Origin of the sequence: Pseudomonas sp. GD03842 (assembly GCF_029841165.1) — a bacterium.
GTDB lineage: Bacteria > Pseudomonadota > Gammaproteobacteria > Pseudomonadales > Pseudomonadaceae > Aquipseudomonas.
Map to the genome: position 1 here is coordinate 75142 of NZ_JAOCEA010000011.1, position 19784 is coordinate 94925.

Here is a 19784-nt window from a genome sequence, read left to right on the forward strand (position 1 = left end):
GTCGTCGGCGCCAACCCACTGCGCCTTTTCCTACAAACGTGGCTCATCCTGCACTTGGTCGGTTTTTTCACCGCTCATGCGACAGATCGCATTTTTCGCGGTCTATCGCTGCACGTGCCGCTGCGCCCACCTCTATTATTTCAATCAGGGCGAATAGTCCGCTGGCGAGCGGACGGGATTTACAAGATACTGCGCCTTGTATTTGACGTCATAGCCTTGACGTTATCGCCGTAAACCCAGGGACAAAACTTCAAAATCCGGTCGAACCCAGGCTCCGCCTGCGTTTGGATGAAGCTGTGGCTGTTGTGTGTGGGTTGGAGAGAGGAGTCCTTGATGCAGAACGACAGTAAAGTGGTGCCTTTGAGCAAGTCGGGGCCGGAGCAACCGGGGTCCTCGCCTGTCGCTCGGCTGCCTGTCGTATTGCTCCAGGTGCGCGACAAGGCTGCGCAGCAACTCAAGGAAAGCCTGCAGACCCTCTTCGACAACGCCGACGACACCCTGTTCGAGATGGCTGACCGCGCGCATAACAATGCCGAGCAAAACGTTTTCTTCGAAGCCATGCGCGACCTGCGCTTGAAGCGAAAGAGCATCGAGCGCAATTTCCTGGACAAATTCTTCGAGGCTTTCCTGCGCCTCGGGCAATACGAAATCGCCGAACCCATCCTTCCCGAACCCGTTTCCTTCGACAAGCTCTCGCTGGTTCACAATGACGACCTCGAACGCACCGTGGCCGTGGACAGCATGGTGACCAAGGTCATGAACCGCGACGGTGTGGCCCTCGGCCAATTGACCGCGCGCTTCAATCAACTGGTTCCCCAAGCGTTGACTGACGAAACCAACCCGCTGGGTCCTACGCTGCTGTGCGATTTCTTTCTGCAGGCGGGGCACAACCTGGGCGTGGAGATCAAGGTCAAGCTGATCATCCTCAAGCTGTTCGAGAAGTACGCGCTGTCCAACGCCGACCAGTTGTACGAAGAGGCCAACCTGCTGCTGATCGCTGCGGGTGTCTTGCCCGACCTCAAGGTGCTGCCGTCGCGCCGTTCGACCGACCGCCCCGGCACGGCATCGACTGAAGCCCAGCGTGCGGAGAATGCCGCGCTGGTGCAGGCCGCCGAGAAGCTCGACAAGAGCGTGCAGGAAGTGTTTACGGCGATGCAGGAATTGCTGGTCTATGTGCGCGGCAACCTGGCGCCGCGGCCAGAGGGCGTGACCGATGCCCGCCCGATCTCCAGCCAGGATCTGCTGCGCCTGCTGTCTCACTTGCAGCAGTACGTCCCGCGCGCCGAAACGCCGGAAGACTTCGATTTACGTGTGCAGCTCGAGCAGCTCATCAGCCGCGTCAGCGCCCGCAGTGGGAAATTTCGCACCGTCGGCACCATGGATGAGGACGTCATCAACCTGATTTCGATGCTCTTCGAATTCATCCTCGACGACCGCAACTTACCTGGTTCACTGCGCGCATTGATCGGCCGGTTGCAGATTCCGATGCTCAAAGTGGCCGTCATCGACAAGAGCTTTTTCAGCCGCAGTAGCCATCCGGCGCGTCGCCTGCTCAACGAGATTGCTGCAGCGGCGCTGGGGTGGGGCGGTCGCGATGACAGTCAGCGTGATTCGCTCTACACCCGTATCGACCAGATCGTACAGCGGCTGCTGCATGATTTCGTCGATGACCCGGCGATCTTCACCGAGCTATTGGTGGATTTCCTGGCGTTCACCGGCGAAGAACGTCGTCGAAGCGAACTGCTGGAGCAGCGCACCCGCGACGCCGAACAGGGCCGGGCCTTGGCCGAACTGGCACGGCAGTGCGTGCAGCAGGCGTTGAACGACCGCCTGCGTGGCAAGACCTTGCCCGAAGTCGTGGTTCGCCTCCTCCAAGAGGCGTGGAGCAAGGTGTTGCTGTTGACCTGCCTCAAACACGGCGAGCAATCCAGTGAGTGGAAAGCCGGCCTTCAAGCGATGGACGACCTGATCTGGAGTGTCGAGCCCCATGACGAACCCGAGGCGCGTCAGCGCTTGCTGGAGTTGGTGCCTGGCTTGCTCAAATCGCTGCGCGACGGGTTGAGCAGCGCGGCGTTCGACCCGTTCGCCACCAGCGAGTTTTTCAGCCATCTCGAGGCGCTGCATGTGCAGGCCTTCAACCACGTCGCGCGCGCGCCGGACGAGCAAGCACCAGCGGCCAATGAAGCGGTGGAAGGCCCAGCCATGACCGCGGTGGTCGAGGAGATCGTGCTGGTGGCGCCGGGTGAGCAGATGTTCAGCGAACCTAGCCCGCACCTGCCCGAGAACGATGAAAGCCTGGTTCAGGTCGACAAGCTGCGCCTGGGCAACTGGGTCGAGATTCAGGAAGACGAGAATCACAAGCTGCGTTGCAAACTGGCCGCGATCGTCGAGCCGAGCGGGCGTTATGTGTTCGTGAACCGGACCGGCATGAAAGTGCTGGAAAAAACCCGTATGGGCCTGGCGGTCGAATTCCGGCGCGGGACGATTCGCGTGCTGGATGATTCGCTGTTGTTCGATCGGGCGTTGGAATCGGTATTGGGTAACCTGCGCAAGCTCAAAGGGTGAGGAGGGCCGTCTAACCCAGGCAGCCGGGCGGGTTATTGCGTTGCCCGTTCTTCGACGGAGTCTTGATCGGGCCGGTGCCGTCCTGATTCGGATTTATGCCCCGCTCGTGCCCCATCGCGGGCATACTTCGCGGATTGATTCCGATCCAAGGACCCTCCATGCAACTGGACCCCGCCTCGGGCTGGTGCCACGGCGCGCACCATTGCCCCTCACCGAATTTCAATGCCCGCCCAGAGGCAGAAATCTCGCTGCTGGTGATTCACAACATCAGCCTGCCCCCGGCGCAGTTCAAGACCGGCAAAGTGCAGCAATTCTTTCAGAACCGTCTGGACGTCACAGAGCATCCCTATTTTGAAGGCATCGCCGAATTGCGCGTTTCAGCGCATTTCTTGATAGAACGCGACGGCGAACTGACGCAGTTCGTCTCTTGCCTGGACCGTGCCTGGCACGCTGGGGTTTCACTGTTCGAAGGCCGTGAGGCATGCAATGATTTTTCACTCGGCATCGAGCTGGAAGGCACCGACGACCAGCCCTTCACCGATGCGCAATACGACACGTTGATCACGCTGACCCGACAGTTGCAGTCAGCTTGGCCTTCCATTACCACGCACCGTATTTGCGGACACAGCGACATCGCACCGGGGCGCAAGACCGATCCGGGGCCATGCTTTGACTGGGTGCGTTTTCGTTCAGCGTTGGCGGTTTGATTTCTGGAGTGGGTAATGAGTTTTCTGGTGTTGTTGTTGGCGGTTTGGATCGAGAAATTTTCCGCGCTGCGCCATCGCGTGCAGCGGGACGGCGCTTGGCTGGCGCAACTGAGTCGCCTTGAATCGAACCCGCGCACGGCCAGGCATCCTTGGTGGATTCTGACGCTGACGGTGCTCCTGCCAGTGCTGATACTGGCCTTGGTGTTGGTGATCGTCGGGTCGGTGGCTTACGGCTGGCTAGCGCTTCCGATTCATCTCTGGGCGTTGGTCTACAGCCTTGGGCGCGGCGATATCAAAGCCAACCTGGGGTCGTTTCGCGACGCCTGCCGCCGTGGGGATCAGGAGGCAGCCGTGCTGGTCGCCGAACGTGATCTGGGCGTGCGGGCCGAGAATGAAGAGCAGTTGCTGGGCGGCGCGCAGACCTACTTGCTGTGGCAGGTGTATCAGGGGTTCTTTGCGGTGATCTTCTGGTATTTCCTGCTCGGGCCTGTGGCTGCGGTGGCTTACCGTCTGCTCGCGCTGGCCTCGGAGCGGGGCAAGACGCCCGCATTGGTCGAGCGCGCGACTCAATTGCGCCATGCCTTTGACTGGGTGCCCGTGCGTCTGCTCGCCGCCAGCTTCGCCTTGGTGGGCAACTTCGTGGCGGTCAGCCGCGTGATGCTCACCGAGTTGTTGAACTGGAACATCAGCGCCTCGGCCTTAATCACTCGCGCAGGGTGCGTCGCCGGTGAGGTGCCCGCGCCGGTGGTGGGCGCCGAGGGCGTGAACAGCCTCAATGTGCTCTGGGAGTTGCTGATCCGCTCGGCGATCGTGTGGTACGTCGGGTTTGCTTTGGTGACGTTGCTGGTTTGATCGTTCGTGCATCAGGCACGACAACGGCGTGTGGGGCAGTGCGTTCGAGACGGCAACCGCCGGCAGAAGCGCTTCCTCGCCGTTACACTTCTGCTGGAACAGGCTCACCCACGCTGTGTCCACGGGTGTTGTCTTTGACCCTCTGGACTTCAATGCCCCTCCAATTACAGCCGCCCCCTAGCTAAACAAGTAGAGCCGTTAAATCTGGCACTTCGCTATTTATTTATAAAGTATGACTTTCTTGCCAAGCGGCGATCCTTTGCTATAGCTAAAAGCCTCTCACTCCATCCCATGAGGCAACGGAATGTCAGTCGCGAAGAAAATGAGCGTGGGACAACTGACAATGTTGACGGCCGTCAACATGTTGGGCTCCGGTATTGTGTTATTGCCTACCAAACTCGCCGAAGTCGGCGGTATTTCCATTCTTTCCTGGTTGATTACCGCCACCGGCTCATTGGCATTGGCCTATGCCTTTGCGCGATGCGGAATGCTCAGCCGAAAGACCGGCGGGATGGGGGGATACGCCGAATACACGTTCGGTAAATCCGGCAATTACATCACCAACTACACCTATGGTCTCTCGTTATTGATTGCGAACGTGGCGATCAGTATTACGGCCGTGGGATATATCCAAACCTTGTTCGGTATCAAACTTGGCGCATTGCAGGTGGGGCTGGCCACCATCGCGCTGTTGTGGATTACCACGTTCGCCAACTTTGGCGGTGCGCGAATTACCGGGAAGATTGGCGCTGTGACGGTATGGGGGGTAATTGCTCCTGTCGTGTTGGTATCGACCATCGGCTGGTTCTGGTTCGACAGCAGCGTGTACGCCGCTGGCTGGAACCCCCATGACATGCCGTGGTACGACGCGGCGGGGGCTTCGGTGGCGATCACGCTGTGGGCATTTCTCGGGTTGGAATCGGCGTGCGCCAACGGCGACGCGGTGGAGAACCCTGAGAAGAACGTGCCGATTGCAGTGCTCGGCGGCACATTGGGGGCGGCGGTCATCTACATCGTGTCGACCAACGTCATTGCCGGGATCGTCGACAACGCCGAGCTCGTGGCGTCCACCGCGCCGTTCGGCCTGGTCTTCGCCAAAATGTTCAGCCCCATGATCGGCAGCCTGGTCATGGGCCTCATGGTGCTGGCGTGCATCGGTTCCCTGTTGGGTTGGCAGTTCACCGTGGCACAGGTGTTCAAAAGCTCGGCTGACACCGGGTACTTCCTGCCCGTCTTCGCCAAGGCCAACAAACATGGCGTGCCGATCATCAGCATGCTGATTCTGTTGGCGATGCAGACAGCCATGGCGTTGTTGACCATCAGCCCCGACCTTGCCAAACAGTTCGACACCCTGGTGAACCTCGCCGTGGTCACCAACCTGGTGCCTTACATCCTCTCCATGGCGACCCTGATGACCCTGCAAAAAGTATCGAACGTTCCGCCAGACAAGGCACTCATTACCAATATCGTGGCGTGGATCGCCGCCGCCTATAGCTACTTGGCCCTCTACAGCTCGGGTGCACAAGCGCTGATGCTGGGTGGCGTGGCCACCATCGTTGGCTACACGCTGTTCGGCTTTGTGAATACGCGCTTGATCAAGCTGGAGGCACTCAACAACAGCGTGCCGACCCAGACCGTTTCAGCGCAACACATCGTCGGTGAACCTATCCCTGTGAACGATCTGCCTGTCAAAAACGTGCGTCAGGCCACCCTGGAGACTCAACCATGACGGAATACAGACACCTGCTCGGCATGCTGGCGCTGCTGGTCAGCAAACAGCCGGACAAGCGCAGCGTATTCGGCCGGGCATTGATTCAACTGATCGCCGACGTCGAAGAGCGCTCCATCAGCGTGTTGACATCCGAGAGCCTGAGCGACGCCAAGTCCATTCTAAGTACCGACCCGGCGATCCAATGTGTGTTGCTCAGTTGGGAAATGGATGACAGCGCGGACCATCAGGAATGCATCGACCTCCTGACCGCGCTGCGTGAACGTAATACCCGGGTGCCCGTGTTTCTGATCAGTGATCGCAGCACCGCGTCCAGTGTCCCGCTGATCGTCATGCAGCACGCCGACGATTTCATCTGGTTGCCCGAGGACACCAGCCGCTTCCTCAGTGGGCGGATTCTGGCGGCCATCGAGCGTTACCGCCAAGCCGTGTTACCGCCGATGTTCGGCGCTTTGCTCAAGTTCGCGCGCAGTTATGAATATTCGTGGCACACGCCGGGGCATGCGGGCGGCACGGCGTTTCTGAAAAGCACGGCAGGGCGCGCGTTCTATGAGTTCTTTGGCGAAAACCTGCTGCGCTCCGACCTGTCGATTTCGGTGGGTGAGCTCGGTTCGCTGCTGGACCACAGCGGGCCGATCGGGCAAGGCGAGCGCTACGCGGCGAAGGTGTTCGGGGCTCATCGCACGTATTACGTGACCAATGGCTCATCGATGTCCAACCGCGTGATTCTGATGGCCAGCGTGACCCGCGACCAGATCGCCCTGTGCGACCGGAACTGCCACAAATCCGCCGAGCATGCGATGACGCTGTCGGGCGCCATTCCCACCTACCTCGTACCGACCCGCAACCGCTACGGCATCATTGGCCCGATCCTGCCCCAGACCTTGAGCGCCGAGGGCGTGAAAGCGGCCATCGCTAATAACCCGTTGGTCAAAAGCCACATCGACCCGACGCCGGTGCATGCCATCGTCACCAACTCGACCTACGACGGCCTGACGTACAACGTCACCCGCGTGGAGGAATTGCTGGGCCAGAGTGTCGATCGCCTGCATTTCGATGAAGCCTGGTATGGCTACGCCCGGTTCAATCCGCTGTACAAGGACCGGTTCGCGATGCACGGCAGCCCGGACGATCACGATGCTTCCAAACCTACCGTGTTCGCCACGCAATCGACCCATAAGCTGCTGGCGGCGTTGTCTCAGGCGTCGATGATCCATGTGCGCAACGGCCGCAACCCGATTCCCCACGGGCGCTTCAACGAGTCATTCATGATGCACGCCTCCACCTCGCCGAACTACGCGATCATGGCGTCGTGCGACGTCAGCTCGGCGATGATGGAAGCGCCCAGCGGGCACATCCTGACCAATGAATCCATCGAAGAAGCCATCGCCTTTCGCCAAGTCATCTCACGGATGCAGAGCGACATGCTCGGCCATGACGACTGGTTTTTCGCCTGCTGGCAGCCGCCCACGGTGCCTGTGGGCGCGACGTCGATTCCCTTCCATGAAGTGGACCCGGTCAAACTCAAATCCGACCCCAATTGCTGGGTACTGCACCCGAACGAGGTCTGGCACGGCTTCGGCGACATCGAAGACGGCTACTGCATGCTCGACCCGATCAAGGTGTCGATCCTCAGCCCGGGGATGGGGGACGACGGCAAGCTGCTCGACTTTGGCATCCCGGCATGCGTGCTCAGCGCGTACCTGGGGCGACAAGGCATCGTGGTCGAGAAAACCACCGACTTCACCATCCTCTTCCTGTTCTCGATCGGCATTACCAAGGGCAAATGGGGCACGTTGGTCAATGCGCTACTGGACTTCAAGCGCGACTACGACACCAACCTCGAACTGGAGCTGTGCCTGCCCGATTTGCTGACCGCCAATCAGCAGCGTTACGCGGGGATGGGATTGAAGGATCTGGCGCAAGAGATCTTCGCTGCAATGAAGGAAACCCGAACCACCGCGGCCATGGCGCAGGCGTTCGGCACATTGCCCAAGGCTGAGTTCAGCCCGGTCGAAGCCTATGAAAAGCTGGTCAAGAACGAGGTCGAGTCGGTCACGCTGGAAGAGGCCGCCGGGCGTATCGCGGCCACCGGGATCGTGCCTTATCCACCGGGAATTCCGCTGCTCATGCCGGGGGAAAATGCAGGGCCTGCGGATGGGCCGTTGCTCGCCTACCTGAAAGCGTTGGAAAGCTTCGACCGGTCCTTCCCGGGGTTCACCCACGACACCCACGGGATCGAAAACGACGCCGGGGTGTATCGGTTGCTGGTATTGAAATGACGCAGCGTCTGCTCGCGGAAAGCGGGCTCGTCTGGACATAACGAGCGTGAAGCGCAGCGCCCCCCGAGGCATGTAGGAGTATCCGATTCGGGGGCGCCGTTCCTTCAGTTACTTTGAATCTTCTGCAATGCCTGTTGCGTCAGCGCCACGCACTCGCGCGCGCCATCATCGTTGTGGCGGGCCAGCGCTGATTCAGCGCGATGGACGGTGGTGTCGACGTCGCTTCTTACGGCATCGCTAAGGTCGGGTTTCGCGACTTTCGCATCCCGGACTTTGCTCAAATTCATCTGGCACTGGCTGTTGTCGTCGTTGGCGGACGCCAAAAAGGGGAGGGCGAAGGCGGTCAGGAGCAGGCCGGTGAGCAGCGCGTGTTTCATGGTGTTTTCCGCAGAAGGTCAGTGAGGGGTTCGCGCTCTGAGCGAACCTGCTGCATGAGACAGCGGATCACGAATTTCTGCCAGATCCCCGCGCTGATTAAACGGCAACGCCAACGCCTTTCCCGCTGAGTGGCAAGACGCTGCGCTCCATTAATCCGCTACCCGACGACCCTGGCGTACGCTCCATGCCATTCATGGGTGAGTGCCACTGATCGACGAAGGCTGTTTCAACTCGAGGGCTTGAATCAAACAGCCCGCGACTGCCCCAAAGGACGCGCTTTGCGGGCGGGTCGCGTGGCTTCGACTTCCAGAAGGTGCGTGGCCAACACATCAGTCAAGAAACGGAACTGATCATTGAACCCCACCACTTCATTACTGAAGTGATTTTCCGCCGCAGGCATCATGAAGGCATCGAAACGTTTGTCTTCAATCAGGCTGTGGCGGTTTTTGCGCACGACGACATGTTGTGAGTAATAGTTATTACCAAATTTGGGAAAACTAACGTGCAGGGTGACGTCTCGGGTCATGTCGAGTGCTCCGCATCATCGGAAAGTTGAAAGCGACTATCTGCTGATAAGTGTCAGCTACTTGAACTTGATTAAGTTCGAGCCATAACACGATTGGGCTGTTCGTCCGCCGTGACAGGCACGGGTTCCAGCGCGAACAGTTTGAGGGCAACGACGTAGCTGGTGAGCGCTGCGAGCGTCAAGCAAGTCAAAAGATGAATAACCATTTTCCTGCCCTCGTTCGTGTTTGGGTGTGAGGCCATGTTACGCCCATGAAAAATGAGCGGAAGGCAATAACAGGAATGTTGGCTATCGATACGAATGATGGTGGGTCAAGGAACTCCCTCGACCCACCCGTCAGCGGAACCGCAAATCGCGGGAAGGGAAAGGCGATCAGGCGCGGATGGATTCGCCGTAGCGGTAGGTCGCCAGGCAGGCCAGCGCCAAGCCGCTCAGCGCCACCAGGCCGCCCACCAGCCCGATATTGGCGATGCCCAATTGGCTGATGACCATGCTCCCGAGCAGGGCGCCGCCGCCGATGCCGATGTTGTAGATCCCCGAATGCAGCGACATCGCCACGTCCGTGGCGTCTGGCGCCATGGCCAGTACCTTGGCCTGCATCACCAGCCCGAAGCACATGATCGCCATGCCCCAGACGATGCTCAACGTAGCGACCCACGAAGCCTGGCCCGAGAGTGGCAGCAACAGCACGAGACACAAGGCCAGAGCGCTGATCGCGGTAATCAACAACCCCCGTGGATAGCGGTTGTTGTAGCGGCTGAACACGATGGACCCCAGGATTCCCGAGCCACCGAACAGCAACAGGATCAAGGTGATCATGTCGCCGCTCATCCTCCCCACCGCCTGCGCGAAGGGTTCGATGTAACTGTAGGCCGTGAATTGCGCGGTGATCACCAAGGCCGTCAGGACATAGAGCGAGACCAACGCCGGACGCTTGAACAGAATCGGCAAGCTGCGCAGCGAGCCTGAGTTCTGGCTCGGCAACAGCGGCAGCGACTTCATCAGAACCAGCACGGCCAGCGTTGCAGTCACAGCGATCGCCAGGAACGTCATCCGCCAGCCCAGCGCCTCACCCAGCACACGGCCGAGCGGGATGCCCAGCACCATGGCCAGCGAAGTCCCGGTAGCGAGCAGGCCAAGCGCCTGAACCTGCTTGCCCACAGGCGCGACCCGCACGGCCAGCGACGCGGTGATCGACCAGAACACCGCATGGGCCAAGGCAATCCCGACGCGACTGACCAGCAACATGGCAAAGCTCGACGCCAGACTCGACATCACATGGCTGGCGATGAACAGCAGAAACACGAACGTCAGCAACTTGCGCCGTTCAATGTTGCGCGTCATCAGCATCATGGGTAGCGACGTCAGCGACACGATCCAGGCGTAGACAGTCAACATCAGGCCGACCTGCGCGGTCGTCATGTCAAAGCTGTGACCGATGGCACTCAACAGCCCCACCGGCACGAATTCCGTGGTATTGAAAATGAAGGCCGCAAGGGCCAGCGCAATCACGCTGAGCCAACTTCCAGTGCGAGCATCGGTGGTGTTCATTAAAGCGTGCCAGCCTCGAGTTGAAATCAGATTCAAGGGAGCGCCACGCCCCATAACAGACAAAATGCCGACAAGCCAAAACACCGCGCGAGGCTCAACGCCTGTGCGGTGCAATGCAGTCAGCAAACTATTATGAGTATGGGAAGGGGCGACCCGGATGAGGGGGAGTTTACGCGCTTGTTAACGTTGTCACAACGCTGGGGTGTGCGTCAAAACCGCTCACTTGACTCGGTGGCAACCACCGCTCCAAACGTGGAGTCAAACTCGGTACTGAAGGGGGTGCGCTCACGCTGTCGTTGGAGGCGGGGTACCCGGTTTCTGGGACGTGGGGGAGGGTCGGGTAGGAAGCGGTGATGGGCCGGGGTGGGGCCCGTATCGGGACGCTTTACGATTGATAATTTGGTGGGCCGGGGTAATTTGAAACAAGCCGGTATCTATCTGTTTTTTCTGGTTAATGATTTGTTGGTCAACTTGCTTGGAATACCAGTTGGAACGATGTGTGATTTGGATTCCGATGGATGGTGCCTTTTGAGAACCGTCCCCGAAAATGAATCGGGGCCGAATCTATCAAGCTAATGGTCATCCTGTTGATCGTTGCCCCTGCGCTTGCCGGTAGGGGCGGCTCCTAGCAAACGATACCGTCAATGATTGCCGTGTTGGCTAAGCCGACTCTCGAAGTATTGCGCCGTCTCTTTGTCAGTGCAGTACAGGTAGCAACCCTTCATTCCCCTTGTCATCAGGGTTCGGTACGTATTTTTGATGATCAGGTCTGTTTCACTTTTCGCGAGGGCAGGTTGCTCTTTCATTATTTTTTTCCAGCCGCGAATCGATTTATCGTGCTTGTCGCGCTCATCCGGGGATGTCACTACCTGACCGTCACGTACGACCAGATCCGGTCCGATAATCACCCCGATGTAGTCGACTTCCAAACCTTGGCAGGTATGAATGCAGCCAACCTGCTCGATGGAGTTTTCAGCGATGATCCATAGGCTGCCATCCTGATCCAGGTTCCATTGGCGTTTGTATTCACCGATCACGATATCAGCAGCGGTGGGGTCTTTCTTGCTCAACCAAGGCCAGCAATAGCCCGCGACCACACGAGCTTTGTTCCCGTGGTTTTTCTCGTTGATTGCGTCATGCATCGCCTGAGGTAAGTCGAACACCTTAAACTCGTACTCTTGGGTCTCAAGCGTCGGATTTGCCGTCGAGCGAATGCCTAGCGTGTCATCCAGCCATGCCAGGTAACCGTCAGAACCACTGCAGCGGAACTGCGAAGACAGCACGTGTTCTTCAACCACAGCACCCTTGGCGTTCGCAAAGGCGCGAATCGCCTGCTTGCTGCCGATATCGCTCAAGGTTACACGCTGGTCCTCATCAATAAAGAAAATGGAGCATTTCGCTGATTCAATCAGCTCCTTGATCTGGTTTTCGCCAAGGTTCCCATAAAGCCCGCTTTTCTCATTCAGCCGGTGAGCTTCGTCCACGATGAGCGCATCGAATGTGTTGGGCTCAGTGTCGATGAATGCCCCAGAGCCTGAAAAGAAATTCGAGAAATGGCTACGCTTGATGGTGCCAACCAATTTGCTTTCGTAGACCTTGCGAGGGGCGGCATTCTTGGAGACGTATTTGCTCATCAGCTTCAACTGAGTGAGCTTCACCAGCAGATTGATAGCCAGAACGGTTTTTCCGGTACCCGGTCCACCTTCGATGATCATCACCTTGGGTGCTTGGTCCGAAGCCTCGCTTGCCGCCGCAAGCGCCGACTCAAAAATTGCTTTCTGATCGTCAATCAACACGAACTCGGGTTTGCCTTTCATCAACCCCGCGAGGGCTTCGGCTAGCGCCTTGGATGGGCGAATTTTTCCTTTGGACAGCTCGTAAAGAACCTCTTTGTTATCGCCATGACTTATATGCTTTTTCAGAAAGGTTCTGAGTCTGCTGAGCTCTTCCGCGCCTTTCAGAAACAGCGGAGCCTTGCTGATGTGGGGCTCATAGTGGGCTGAATCTATGACCCCGTCGCTGACGTAGTTATGGAGGTAGGCGCACGGACGGATTTCGATGCTTTTGTCATACACCGCCTCGTTGAAGCCTTCCAGCAGCGCTGCATAGGACCATACCTGATAGGACGGGTGAATGGTCTCAATGAGGCCGCCACCCAATGCCGTTTTGACGATGGCGTCTTTGGTCGTGGCGTTGGCCTTGCTCCATTGCTTCAGCTCGATCAGTACGGCCTTTTTTGTCTGTTTTTCGTCGCGACCGGTGAGTAGAAAGTCGATTCGCTTCGACGACTGCGGAATGTGCAATTCGATGGCCAGGCCTGCATCGCTCGGGAGACCCTCATCTCTAAGGACCTTGGCCATGTACGTCAGGGACCCTTGCCACGACCTGATTTCCGAGGCGCCAACGTTCTTGCCGGTGGCTTCCTTGTAATGCCTGAGGATCACCTCCTCAATGTCATCGTTATCGTTGTCTTTGAGAAATTGCTGTTTGGTCGCAGCGTAAACGATCACGGGTTGTCCTTAGGTGCGTGTTGGTCAGAGTCGGTCGTACTTTTTGCTGCTGCTTCTGGCTTTATCGACGGGGTACTTTTGGCCATTCGAGGCGAGTTTCTGTGTCACGGCCTCGTTGAGATCAATGCCGAGTACGCTGCTCAGGCGAACTAGGTACATCAGTACGTCCGCCAGTTCGTCTTTGACGGCTTGGCCGATTTCGGGATTTTTGGCGGCTGAGATCGAATCGGCATCGCTCATCCATTGGAAAATTTCGCATAGCTCGCCTACCTCGCCAGTGAGAGCCAGGATGAGATTTTTGGGGGAGTGAAACTGCTGCCAGTCGCGATCATCGGCGAAGCACTGCAGGGATGCGGCGAGATTCTCTGCGTCAACAAGTGGCGCGGATGGGGGGACTGAGTCACTCACGGGGCTACCTCTTGGGCTTCGGTGGTGAAAAATGTAGGAAATCCGGATATGGATTGTAAGAGTTTTTGCGTGCGAGTATTCGCTACCCATTCGGCACTCTACCCAGATACGCAGAGCGCTACTCTGAAAACCTTCGTGAGTGGTTCGTTGTGCAAGAAGGTCAACTGATCGCGCCCTTCAGGGACGCCGAATGGACAACACTGGATTGCACACGATTACATTTCCTATGGGACCAGCCGGATGATTGAGCTCATCAAGGGTCGTGTGCCCCCTTCGTTCGATCACAGCTTGAGCGCCGACTTTACGTCCTACGAGCGGATGCTAGCCATCCGCTCCCTGTCCGTGTATTCACCCGTAGCGGAAAGCAAAACTACGTCCTGGCTTTAACCTTTACGACGACTTGGTTATACGCAATGATAGCGCTTTGCCTCAAAACATGGACCCATCATGGACGAATTCTGGAAATCCGCGCTGAAATACTGTGGGAGCGCTGCACTGGCTGGCTTGCTCGGCTGGACAATTTACCCGCAAGTACTGTCGTCCCCTTACCTGAAGAACCTCACCCATGGCGAGTTGTTCGGCCTCTTGTGCCTCATTGTTGTGGCAACGTTCGTGCTATGCGTAACGTTGATCAATATTGGTACAAAATCAAAGTTGCATGGCAATAATTTAACCATGAAAGGTTCGGTTATTCATGGCTCCGTGCAAGTTGGCGATAATAACTCCGAAAAATCTAAATGAACAGTGCCTCAATAAATAAATCAGAGATCCATGGCAGTGTTCATGTAGGTGATAACAATACCTACAAGATTGTATTGCCTCCAGCTGACCCCCAGGGAATGGCCTCTGCTTTGGCTAGATTTCAGGCACTAAGCGAAAATGATGATGATTTTCAGTATTTCATGGAAAGATTAGATTTTTTCACGTCGCAAAATTCCCGATCTCCGGTCATTGGGCTTGAAAAGAAACTGACGAATGCCGGCAGGCAAGATTTGCTTGAAGTCGCAGTGGAGCGAAAAGATGCATTCGCCAAGCGCATAATGCGATCTCAATTAAGTCGTAGGCGGCAGTGGATTTTTTATTACATCCTCCAAAAAATAGATTTCTATTTTACTTCTCAAATCAAACCACTGATTCGACAACGTCAGCCATCTGAAGTAATCGACGCTGTCATTATGAGTGGCATTGTAGAGGTTATATATCGAGAGGTAATGGCCGAAGATCCTACCATCGATCTTCATACAATTTCTGGAATGCTTTACTTTCTAACTGGAAAGTGTCACTTGGTTTGGGAGGTGTAAAGTGCTCATTTACCATCCAGCTTTTGACGCCAACCATTGTGTGTATCGTATTGTTTCTATACTGAGTGCAACTCAAAAAGACATATCGTGGCCTTTATTGCGAATCTTGGATTTTTACTATCTATTTCCTGGTCAGTTAAAAAAGCTATCGCCATGGCCTAAAGAAATACAGAAGTACAAAAGTCTCGTCAAACAAGTACCTGATGAGTATGAAAGCATTACAAATCCTGCGAGAGTATTTTTTGATTTAGAGAGCTTTCAGAAAACCGCTATTCTTGAGCTAATTGCAAAAGGTGTTCTCTCAAAAAGCTCTTTTGATCAAGGTGTGATGAAGCTAGAGTCAGAATCAATTTCGCAAGATTATAAGGTGAACTTGGTAAGTGATCCTTTCGTAAATAGCCCTGCATTTAAAGTCATCACGGAAGCGCTTCCAGTTGTTCAATTCGGCGGAATGAATGGACTCAAGAAAAGATCAGGATTGATGGAGTATATTTATGACCTTTAACGCCAGCACATTTTTCATTAAAAGATTTTTGATCGCGAAATCTGAAAGGCTTGTATTCGATCAGAAGTTCCACCTTGGCGTAAACATTATCCGAGGTGCCAACAGCGTCGGAAAATCCACTATCATGGATTTACTGTTCAACTGCATTGGCGGCGACATCTCGGAAGACCGATGGACTAAGGAGGCTAAATCCTGCAATTGGCTCATCGCAGAATTACAGCTGAACGGCAGAGTAATTACCATCTGCAGAGCCATCGATCCTGGCGGCAAGCCTCCAATCTTATTTTTTGACGGTTCGTTTGATCAGTCCCAGAAAGCACAGACCTCTGATTGGCAAAAATATGGCCTAAATCGCACCGATGAAAAGCTGAGCTTCTCCCAGCAACTCTTTGACCTACTTGGTTGGCCGCACAGCCAAACAGAAGATTTTGCCAACTTGACCATGCACCAGGTTCTGCGACTTATCTTCGTAGACCAAGGCACTCCGGTTAACAAAATACTCCGAGCTGAACACTCTACCTTTGATAGACCTAGTATGCGGCAAGCCATTGGCGATTTCATGCTGGGCCTTGACGATCTTGGCATTTATGGGCTGAAACAACAGCTCTCCAAAGCCGAAGCTGAATTTGCAAAAATAGAAGGTCAGCTCGACTCTATCTACAAATTCATCACTCCAGTGGAAGGCGTGCTCCGCGTAGAGCACCTCAACAAGGAGATTACTGACGCCCAGCTGGAGATGCTGCGACTTACCCAAGAAAGAGATAAGCTGCTTAGCCAACCCGACGATAGTTCGGATGAAAAAATAAAAGTTGAAGCAGAAAGACTTAACATTGAAATAGATAAACTCACAAAGGATATTGATGTTAGGCTCTCACGTCGCGCAGAAATCCTAAATGAGATAGTTGAGTCCGAACTCTTCATTACGGCCATTGAGGCACGAATCAAGTCTCTAAAAGAGTCAAGAGAGGCTTATGATTTCTTTGGGGAGGTTCGATTTAAGTTTTGCCCGAGCTGCCTCTCTGCGATTTCCGAGTCAGATAAGCAAAAATGCCATCTTTGCAAAACGGATCTCGACAAAGATTCCAGAGAAGCATCTTACTTGGCTGCTTTGAATGAGCTTGTTTTTCAGAAGAAAGAAAGTACCAAAGTTCTTGAAGAGTTCAAGGCTAGGCTTGCGGAACATAATCTTTACATCAACACAATCCAGCACAATCTGCAAAGTCTCAAAGCCAAACATGTCACGACGCTTAAAATTAGTTCAGAGCGCATGCTTACACTCAACAATTTATCTAGTCAGATAGGCGCCTTGGAGGAGCGGATCAAGAATTCCACGGATAAAATGAGACTGGTTTCTGCGGTTGAAGGACTTGTCCAGAAAAAGGTTGAACTGAATGCAACCATGCTTGACCTTGCCGACCGGATTAAGCAGAATCGGGAGCTAACCCATGAGCGTCGCGTAAAGGTTGAATATAACCTATCTGAGAAAACTAAAGCTCTTTTGGAAAAAGATGGAAACTTTGAGCCAGACTTTACAGAGGCCTCGCTGGTGCAGTTTGATTTTGGAAAAGACATGATGTTGGTGGATGGTCGCTCCAAGTTTTCCGCCAGTTCTGAAACCATTCTTAAAAACAGTTTCCACTTAGCCATACTTCAGGAGTCAATTGAAGACGATACCATGAGGTACCCTAGGCTCTACCTTCTAGATAACACTGAAGACAAAGGAATGGCTCCAGACAGAAGCCAGAATTTTCAGAGGATGGTAGTCGAATCGCTCTCAAGCTACTCTAAGCCTTATCAGGTCATCATGACGACATCTATGATTGATCCTGAACTTGATGCATCAGAGCACTGCGTTGGGCCGCACTACAAGAAGGGCACCCACACACTCAGCTTATAGCGCCGGGTGATAAGTGTGGCCTCACTCTAGGGAGGCCTCCATAGCGCCTGTGGTTATAAAGCCGAAAAACTACGTGGTCATCCGTCATTCGTCACCTCTCAGCATAGAGCATGGCACTTAGTCAGTGCCGGCTCTAGTTGGGACCTTTATCTGTTTTTCTCGTTCGACCTATTACTCGCTGTCATATTATGGGCCCTCTACTTGAACGGCTAGAATTCTGCAGGCAATCATGATCTACATGTATACGCTGACTTGCGATGTCTAATAATTGGAAGGCTAGCCCAGCGTTAAACGAGAAATTTGTGAACGTTGGAATAACTCGCAGACATGATCAGCGGCGAGGTTCAAGGTTATTTTTAGTACCTAAGCTCTGCAGTAAACGATGGGATGAACTCCCGCTTCTTTTGTGGCGTTTATGAAGGAGGATAAAATCCAATAGAGCTGAGTTGTATAACCGGCCACCGGTCTGCCATTCTTGATTTTATTAAATTCTCGAGTGATAACTTTTTTCGAGATAAATGAGCAGCAAATGATACACCTGCGATTGAACCTAAAGTCAGAGTGTATTTTTGGTAGATAGGTCTCGAAACGCCCAGGAGCCCTCTTTCTTATTCTGGATATTTTTCCTCCGCGATAAGTAGTCTTAAATTTTTTGGTGTATTTTTCCAGCGTTTTTTTAATGTCTATGTCCATATTTCCTATGTTTTTCAAAGCTTGCCCGACAACGTCATGAAGATTGCTAGCCGACTTACTAGGTTCACCATGTTTTGAGTGAATAAAGGATACTGAAATTTCGGCCATGTTGAATGTGATATGGTCAGCCCATTCATTGCCCAAGTCATCGCAGAAAATGTAGTCGTCAGCCTGGTGGGCTTGCTCTACGATGTCAAATACAGAGTCGGCATCGAATTTGGTAATGCGTTTTGTAAAGCTGCCTTTCTCTGAAGTAGCATTTGCAAGAGCCGGAAGAATGGTGAGCGTTTTGAGGAGCTCTGGAATCTCGTTAACTCCTGCGCCATCTTCAAAGCACTGCCCCATGAAATACATGTAACGAGGATTGTTGAATGTAATGGTCGGCATATTTTGTTTCTTTATATAGGCCTGAAGTGTTACTGGTTTTCCGTTTTGCTCGAAATGTATTTTTCTTAGAATTGGACTGTCTAGGGTTATTGAGTTTAGGTTTTTTCTTAGGCTAGCACGACGAATGCTACCTTGAAGCTCGAATCCTGGTGTAGGTCCTACTTCATACACCTTTTCCATCTCTGAAATAAGATTCTTCAGATGCTTGTCTTTTAACTCGAACACCCGCCCGCGCTTGCCAGTATAAAACACAGGGATGCTTTGATTCACAATGTTCTCGGTAAAAATGTTATGTTCGAGAAGAACTCCGTTCGGTGTAGTCGCGGCCCAGACTGAGTCTAGATCTACGAGTCTAGCAAACGAGTCTAGAAACTCCTTGTCTTGAGACGGGTTGTTGATGTCATGAAGCTGTGCTTTGGCCCATGTCACTGCATCGGCAATCGATTTGCGCTCAGATGCCTCAACAACACGTCCGCTCTGTGCGGAAATTGTTTTAGATCGACCTTTAACCCTCAATTTGAAAAAATACGGAATAGATCGTCCTGCCGAGTGAAGGCTCATCAAACCCTTCAGATCAGAAGCTTCAAAGGCCCGGCTGCGCATTGCTCGGTCTGATACCGTCATGTTGCGCATTGTCATTTTTTGGAATTGTGCGTCTGTATCGCTAAAGGCTGATGTTAATTCCGTGCTGCGAATAAGATTAGCGTTTTTTTCCATGCACTCTGCTATGCTTGCGCATGATTTTTTGAACACAACTATGCAGTCGTCAATTTCGACAATTAATATAAATGCATACACTTTATCTTTAAGTGGGGCCTTCCAGAAATGCACTTCTCGTACAGTTTCAAATACCCGCAAGCTGAAAATGTAAGGGGATCCATCAGCGAGGGAGGCCGGCTGGCTCATGACATTATCTATGAACTGACTACCTTGGGTCATATTAGAGCTGGCAGCGTCCAGTATAGCAATGCGTAAAGCGTCAGTTACTGCGCTGTCAGGGCGGTAGAATTGAGCGTTTTGCGTCAATTGCAAGTCATTAGACATAGTCTATCTTCCATGAGGTGTAGAGGGATAGCATAGAGCCATCTGGCGTATAGGTCTAGGTAAAGGCCGCATTCAAGAATGGGTGACGTCGATAGGCTGGGGTCGAGAGCAACGTTAGCGGCTCGCTATCAACCGCATCACAATGGCTCCTTAGTGTTTTGGTTGATTGCTGACTCTTGAGGCAGACGGTCATGACGCATTTCTAAATTTTGATAAAGGCAAAAGTCCATGACGTTTCCAAGCGTCGACATATCAATCGGTCAGTCAGTAAATAATAATACCGCGTACCGCTGTTGTACTGCTTAAGGTGATCCCTGATAAACCAATCCAGATGCTTCCGCTTCCAACCCCAGGGCGTCTCCTGCCCCCACCGCTCAGCTAGAGCAGCGTGGATAACCTTCGCCTGCAGTAAATGCCGCTGCCGTGTTGCTTGCGACCCGGTTAGCACA

Annotated in this window: 15 protein-coding genes; 9 read left to right on the forward strand and 6 right to left on the reverse strand. The window is 54.1% G+C overall.

Going from position 1 to position 19784, the window contains the following annotated elements:
- The first annotated feature begins 333 nt into the window (after window positions 1-333).
- From N5D61_RS16625 to N5D61_RS16645, 5 genes are all read left to right on the forward strand, one after another.
- Complete coding sequence (locus tag N5D61_RS16625; protein ID WP_279893576.1) at window positions 334-2565, forward strand: DUF1631 domain-containing protein; 2232 nt, start codon at window positions 334-336, stop codon at window positions 2563-2565.
- A 158-nt stretch (window positions 2566-2723) separates the two neighbouring features.
- The gene (gene ampD, locus N5D61_RS16630; RefSeq protein ID WP_279893577.1) at window positions 2724-3272 is read left to right on the forward strand and encodes a 1,6-anhydro-N-acetylmuramyl-L-alanine amidase AmpD; all 549 of its coding nucleotides are present in this window, start codon (window positions 2724-2726) and stop codon (window positions 3270-3272) included.
- 15 nt (window positions 3273-3287) lie between these two features.
- Window positions 3288-4124: a regulatory signaling modulator protein AmpE gene (ampE, locus tag N5D61_RS16635; protein WP_108237903.1), complete on the forward strand. Its 837-nt coding sequence runs from the start codon at window positions 3288-3290 to the stop codon at window positions 4122-4124.
- A 304-nt stretch (window positions 4125-4428) separates the two neighbouring features.
- Window positions 4429-5853, forward strand: coding sequence for a putrescine-ornithine antiporter (potE, locus tag N5D61_RS16640; protein ID WP_279893578.1), 1425 nt, complete (start codon window positions 4429-4431; stop codon window positions 5851-5853).
- The gene (locus tag N5D61_RS16645) at window positions 5850-8135 is read left to right on the forward strand and encodes an Orn/Lys/Arg decarboxylase N-terminal domain-containing protein (protein WP_279893579.1); all 2286 of its coding nucleotides are present in this window, start codon (window positions 5850-5852) and stop codon (window positions 8133-8135) included. The genes potE and N5D61_RS16645 overlap by 4 nt, the downstream gene beginning before the upstream one ends.
- 104 nt (window positions 8136-8239) lie before the next feature.
- Here N5D61_RS16645 and N5D61_RS16650 read toward each other — a convergent pair whose 3' ends face one another.
- From N5D61_RS16650 to N5D61_RS16670, 5 genes are all read right to left on the reverse strand, one after another.
- Complete coding sequence (locus tag N5D61_RS16650; protein WP_108237906.1) at window positions 8240-8512, reverse strand: hypothetical protein; 273 nt, start codon at window positions 8510-8512, stop codon at window positions 8240-8242.
- A gap of 245 nt (window positions 8513-8757) precedes the next feature.
- Window positions 8758-9039: a hypothetical protein gene (locus N5D61_RS16655; protein ID WP_108237907.1), complete on the reverse strand. Its 282-nt coding sequence runs from the start codon at window positions 9037-9039 to the stop codon at window positions 8758-8760.
- A gap of 372 nt (window positions 9040-9411) precedes the next feature.
- A complete protein-coding gene (locus N5D61_RS16660) occupies window positions 9412-10590 on the reverse strand; it encodes a sugar transporter (protein WP_279893580.1) in 1179 nt (392 codons plus the stop codon).
- 641 nt (window positions 10591-11231) lie between these two features.
- The gene (locus N5D61_RS16665; RefSeq protein ID WP_279893581.1) at window positions 11232-13100 is read right to left on the reverse strand and encodes a DUF2075 domain-containing protein; all 1869 of its coding nucleotides are present in this window, start codon (window positions 13098-13100) and stop codon (window positions 11232-11234) included.
- 24 nt (window positions 13101-13124) lie between these two features.
- Window positions 13125-13508, reverse strand: a complete 384-nt coding sequence (locus N5D61_RS16670; RefSeq protein WP_279893582.1) for a nucleotide pyrophosphohydrolase — start codon at window positions 13506-13508, stop codon at window positions 13125-13127.
- A 447-nt stretch (window positions 13509-13955) separates the two neighbouring features.
- On the opposite strand from N5D61_RS16670, the gene N5D61_RS16675 reads away from it, so the two are divergent.
- From N5D61_RS16675 to N5D61_RS16690, 4 genes are read left to right on the forward strand one after another with little or no spacing between them, the layout of a single operon-like run.
- Entirely contained in the window at window positions 13956-14249 is a 294-nt protein-coding gene (locus tag N5D61_RS16675; protein WP_279893583.1) for a hypothetical protein, read from the forward strand.
- Window positions 14246-14809 (forward strand): ABC-three component system protein, encoded by a 564-nt coding sequence (locus N5D61_RS16680; RefSeq protein ID WP_279893584.1) that lies wholly within the window; start codon window positions 14246-14248, stop codon window positions 14807-14809. Before N5D61_RS16675 ends, N5D61_RS16680 begins: the two co-directional genes overlap by 4 nt.
- A 1-nt stretch (window position 14810) precedes the next feature.
- Window positions 14811-15314 (forward strand): ABC-three component system middle component 5, encoded by a 504-nt coding sequence (locus tag N5D61_RS16685; protein ID WP_279893585.1) that lies wholly within the window; start codon window positions 14811-14813, stop codon window positions 15312-15314.
- A complete protein-coding gene (locus N5D61_RS16690) occupies window positions 15304-17211 on the forward strand; it encodes a hypothetical protein (RefSeq protein WP_279893586.1) in 1908 nt (635 codons plus the stop codon). The genes N5D61_RS16685 and N5D61_RS16690 overlap by 11 nt, the downstream gene beginning before the upstream one ends.
- A 363-nt stretch (window positions 17212-17574) precedes the next feature.
- On the opposite strand, the gene N5D61_RS16695 is transcribed toward N5D61_RS16690, so the two are convergent.
- Window positions 17575-19335: a hypothetical protein gene (locus N5D61_RS16695; RefSeq protein ID WP_279893587.1), complete on the reverse strand. Its 1761-nt coding sequence runs from the start codon at window positions 19333-19335 to the stop codon at window positions 17575-17577.
- Between the last annotated feature and the right edge of the window lie 449 nt (window positions 19336-19784).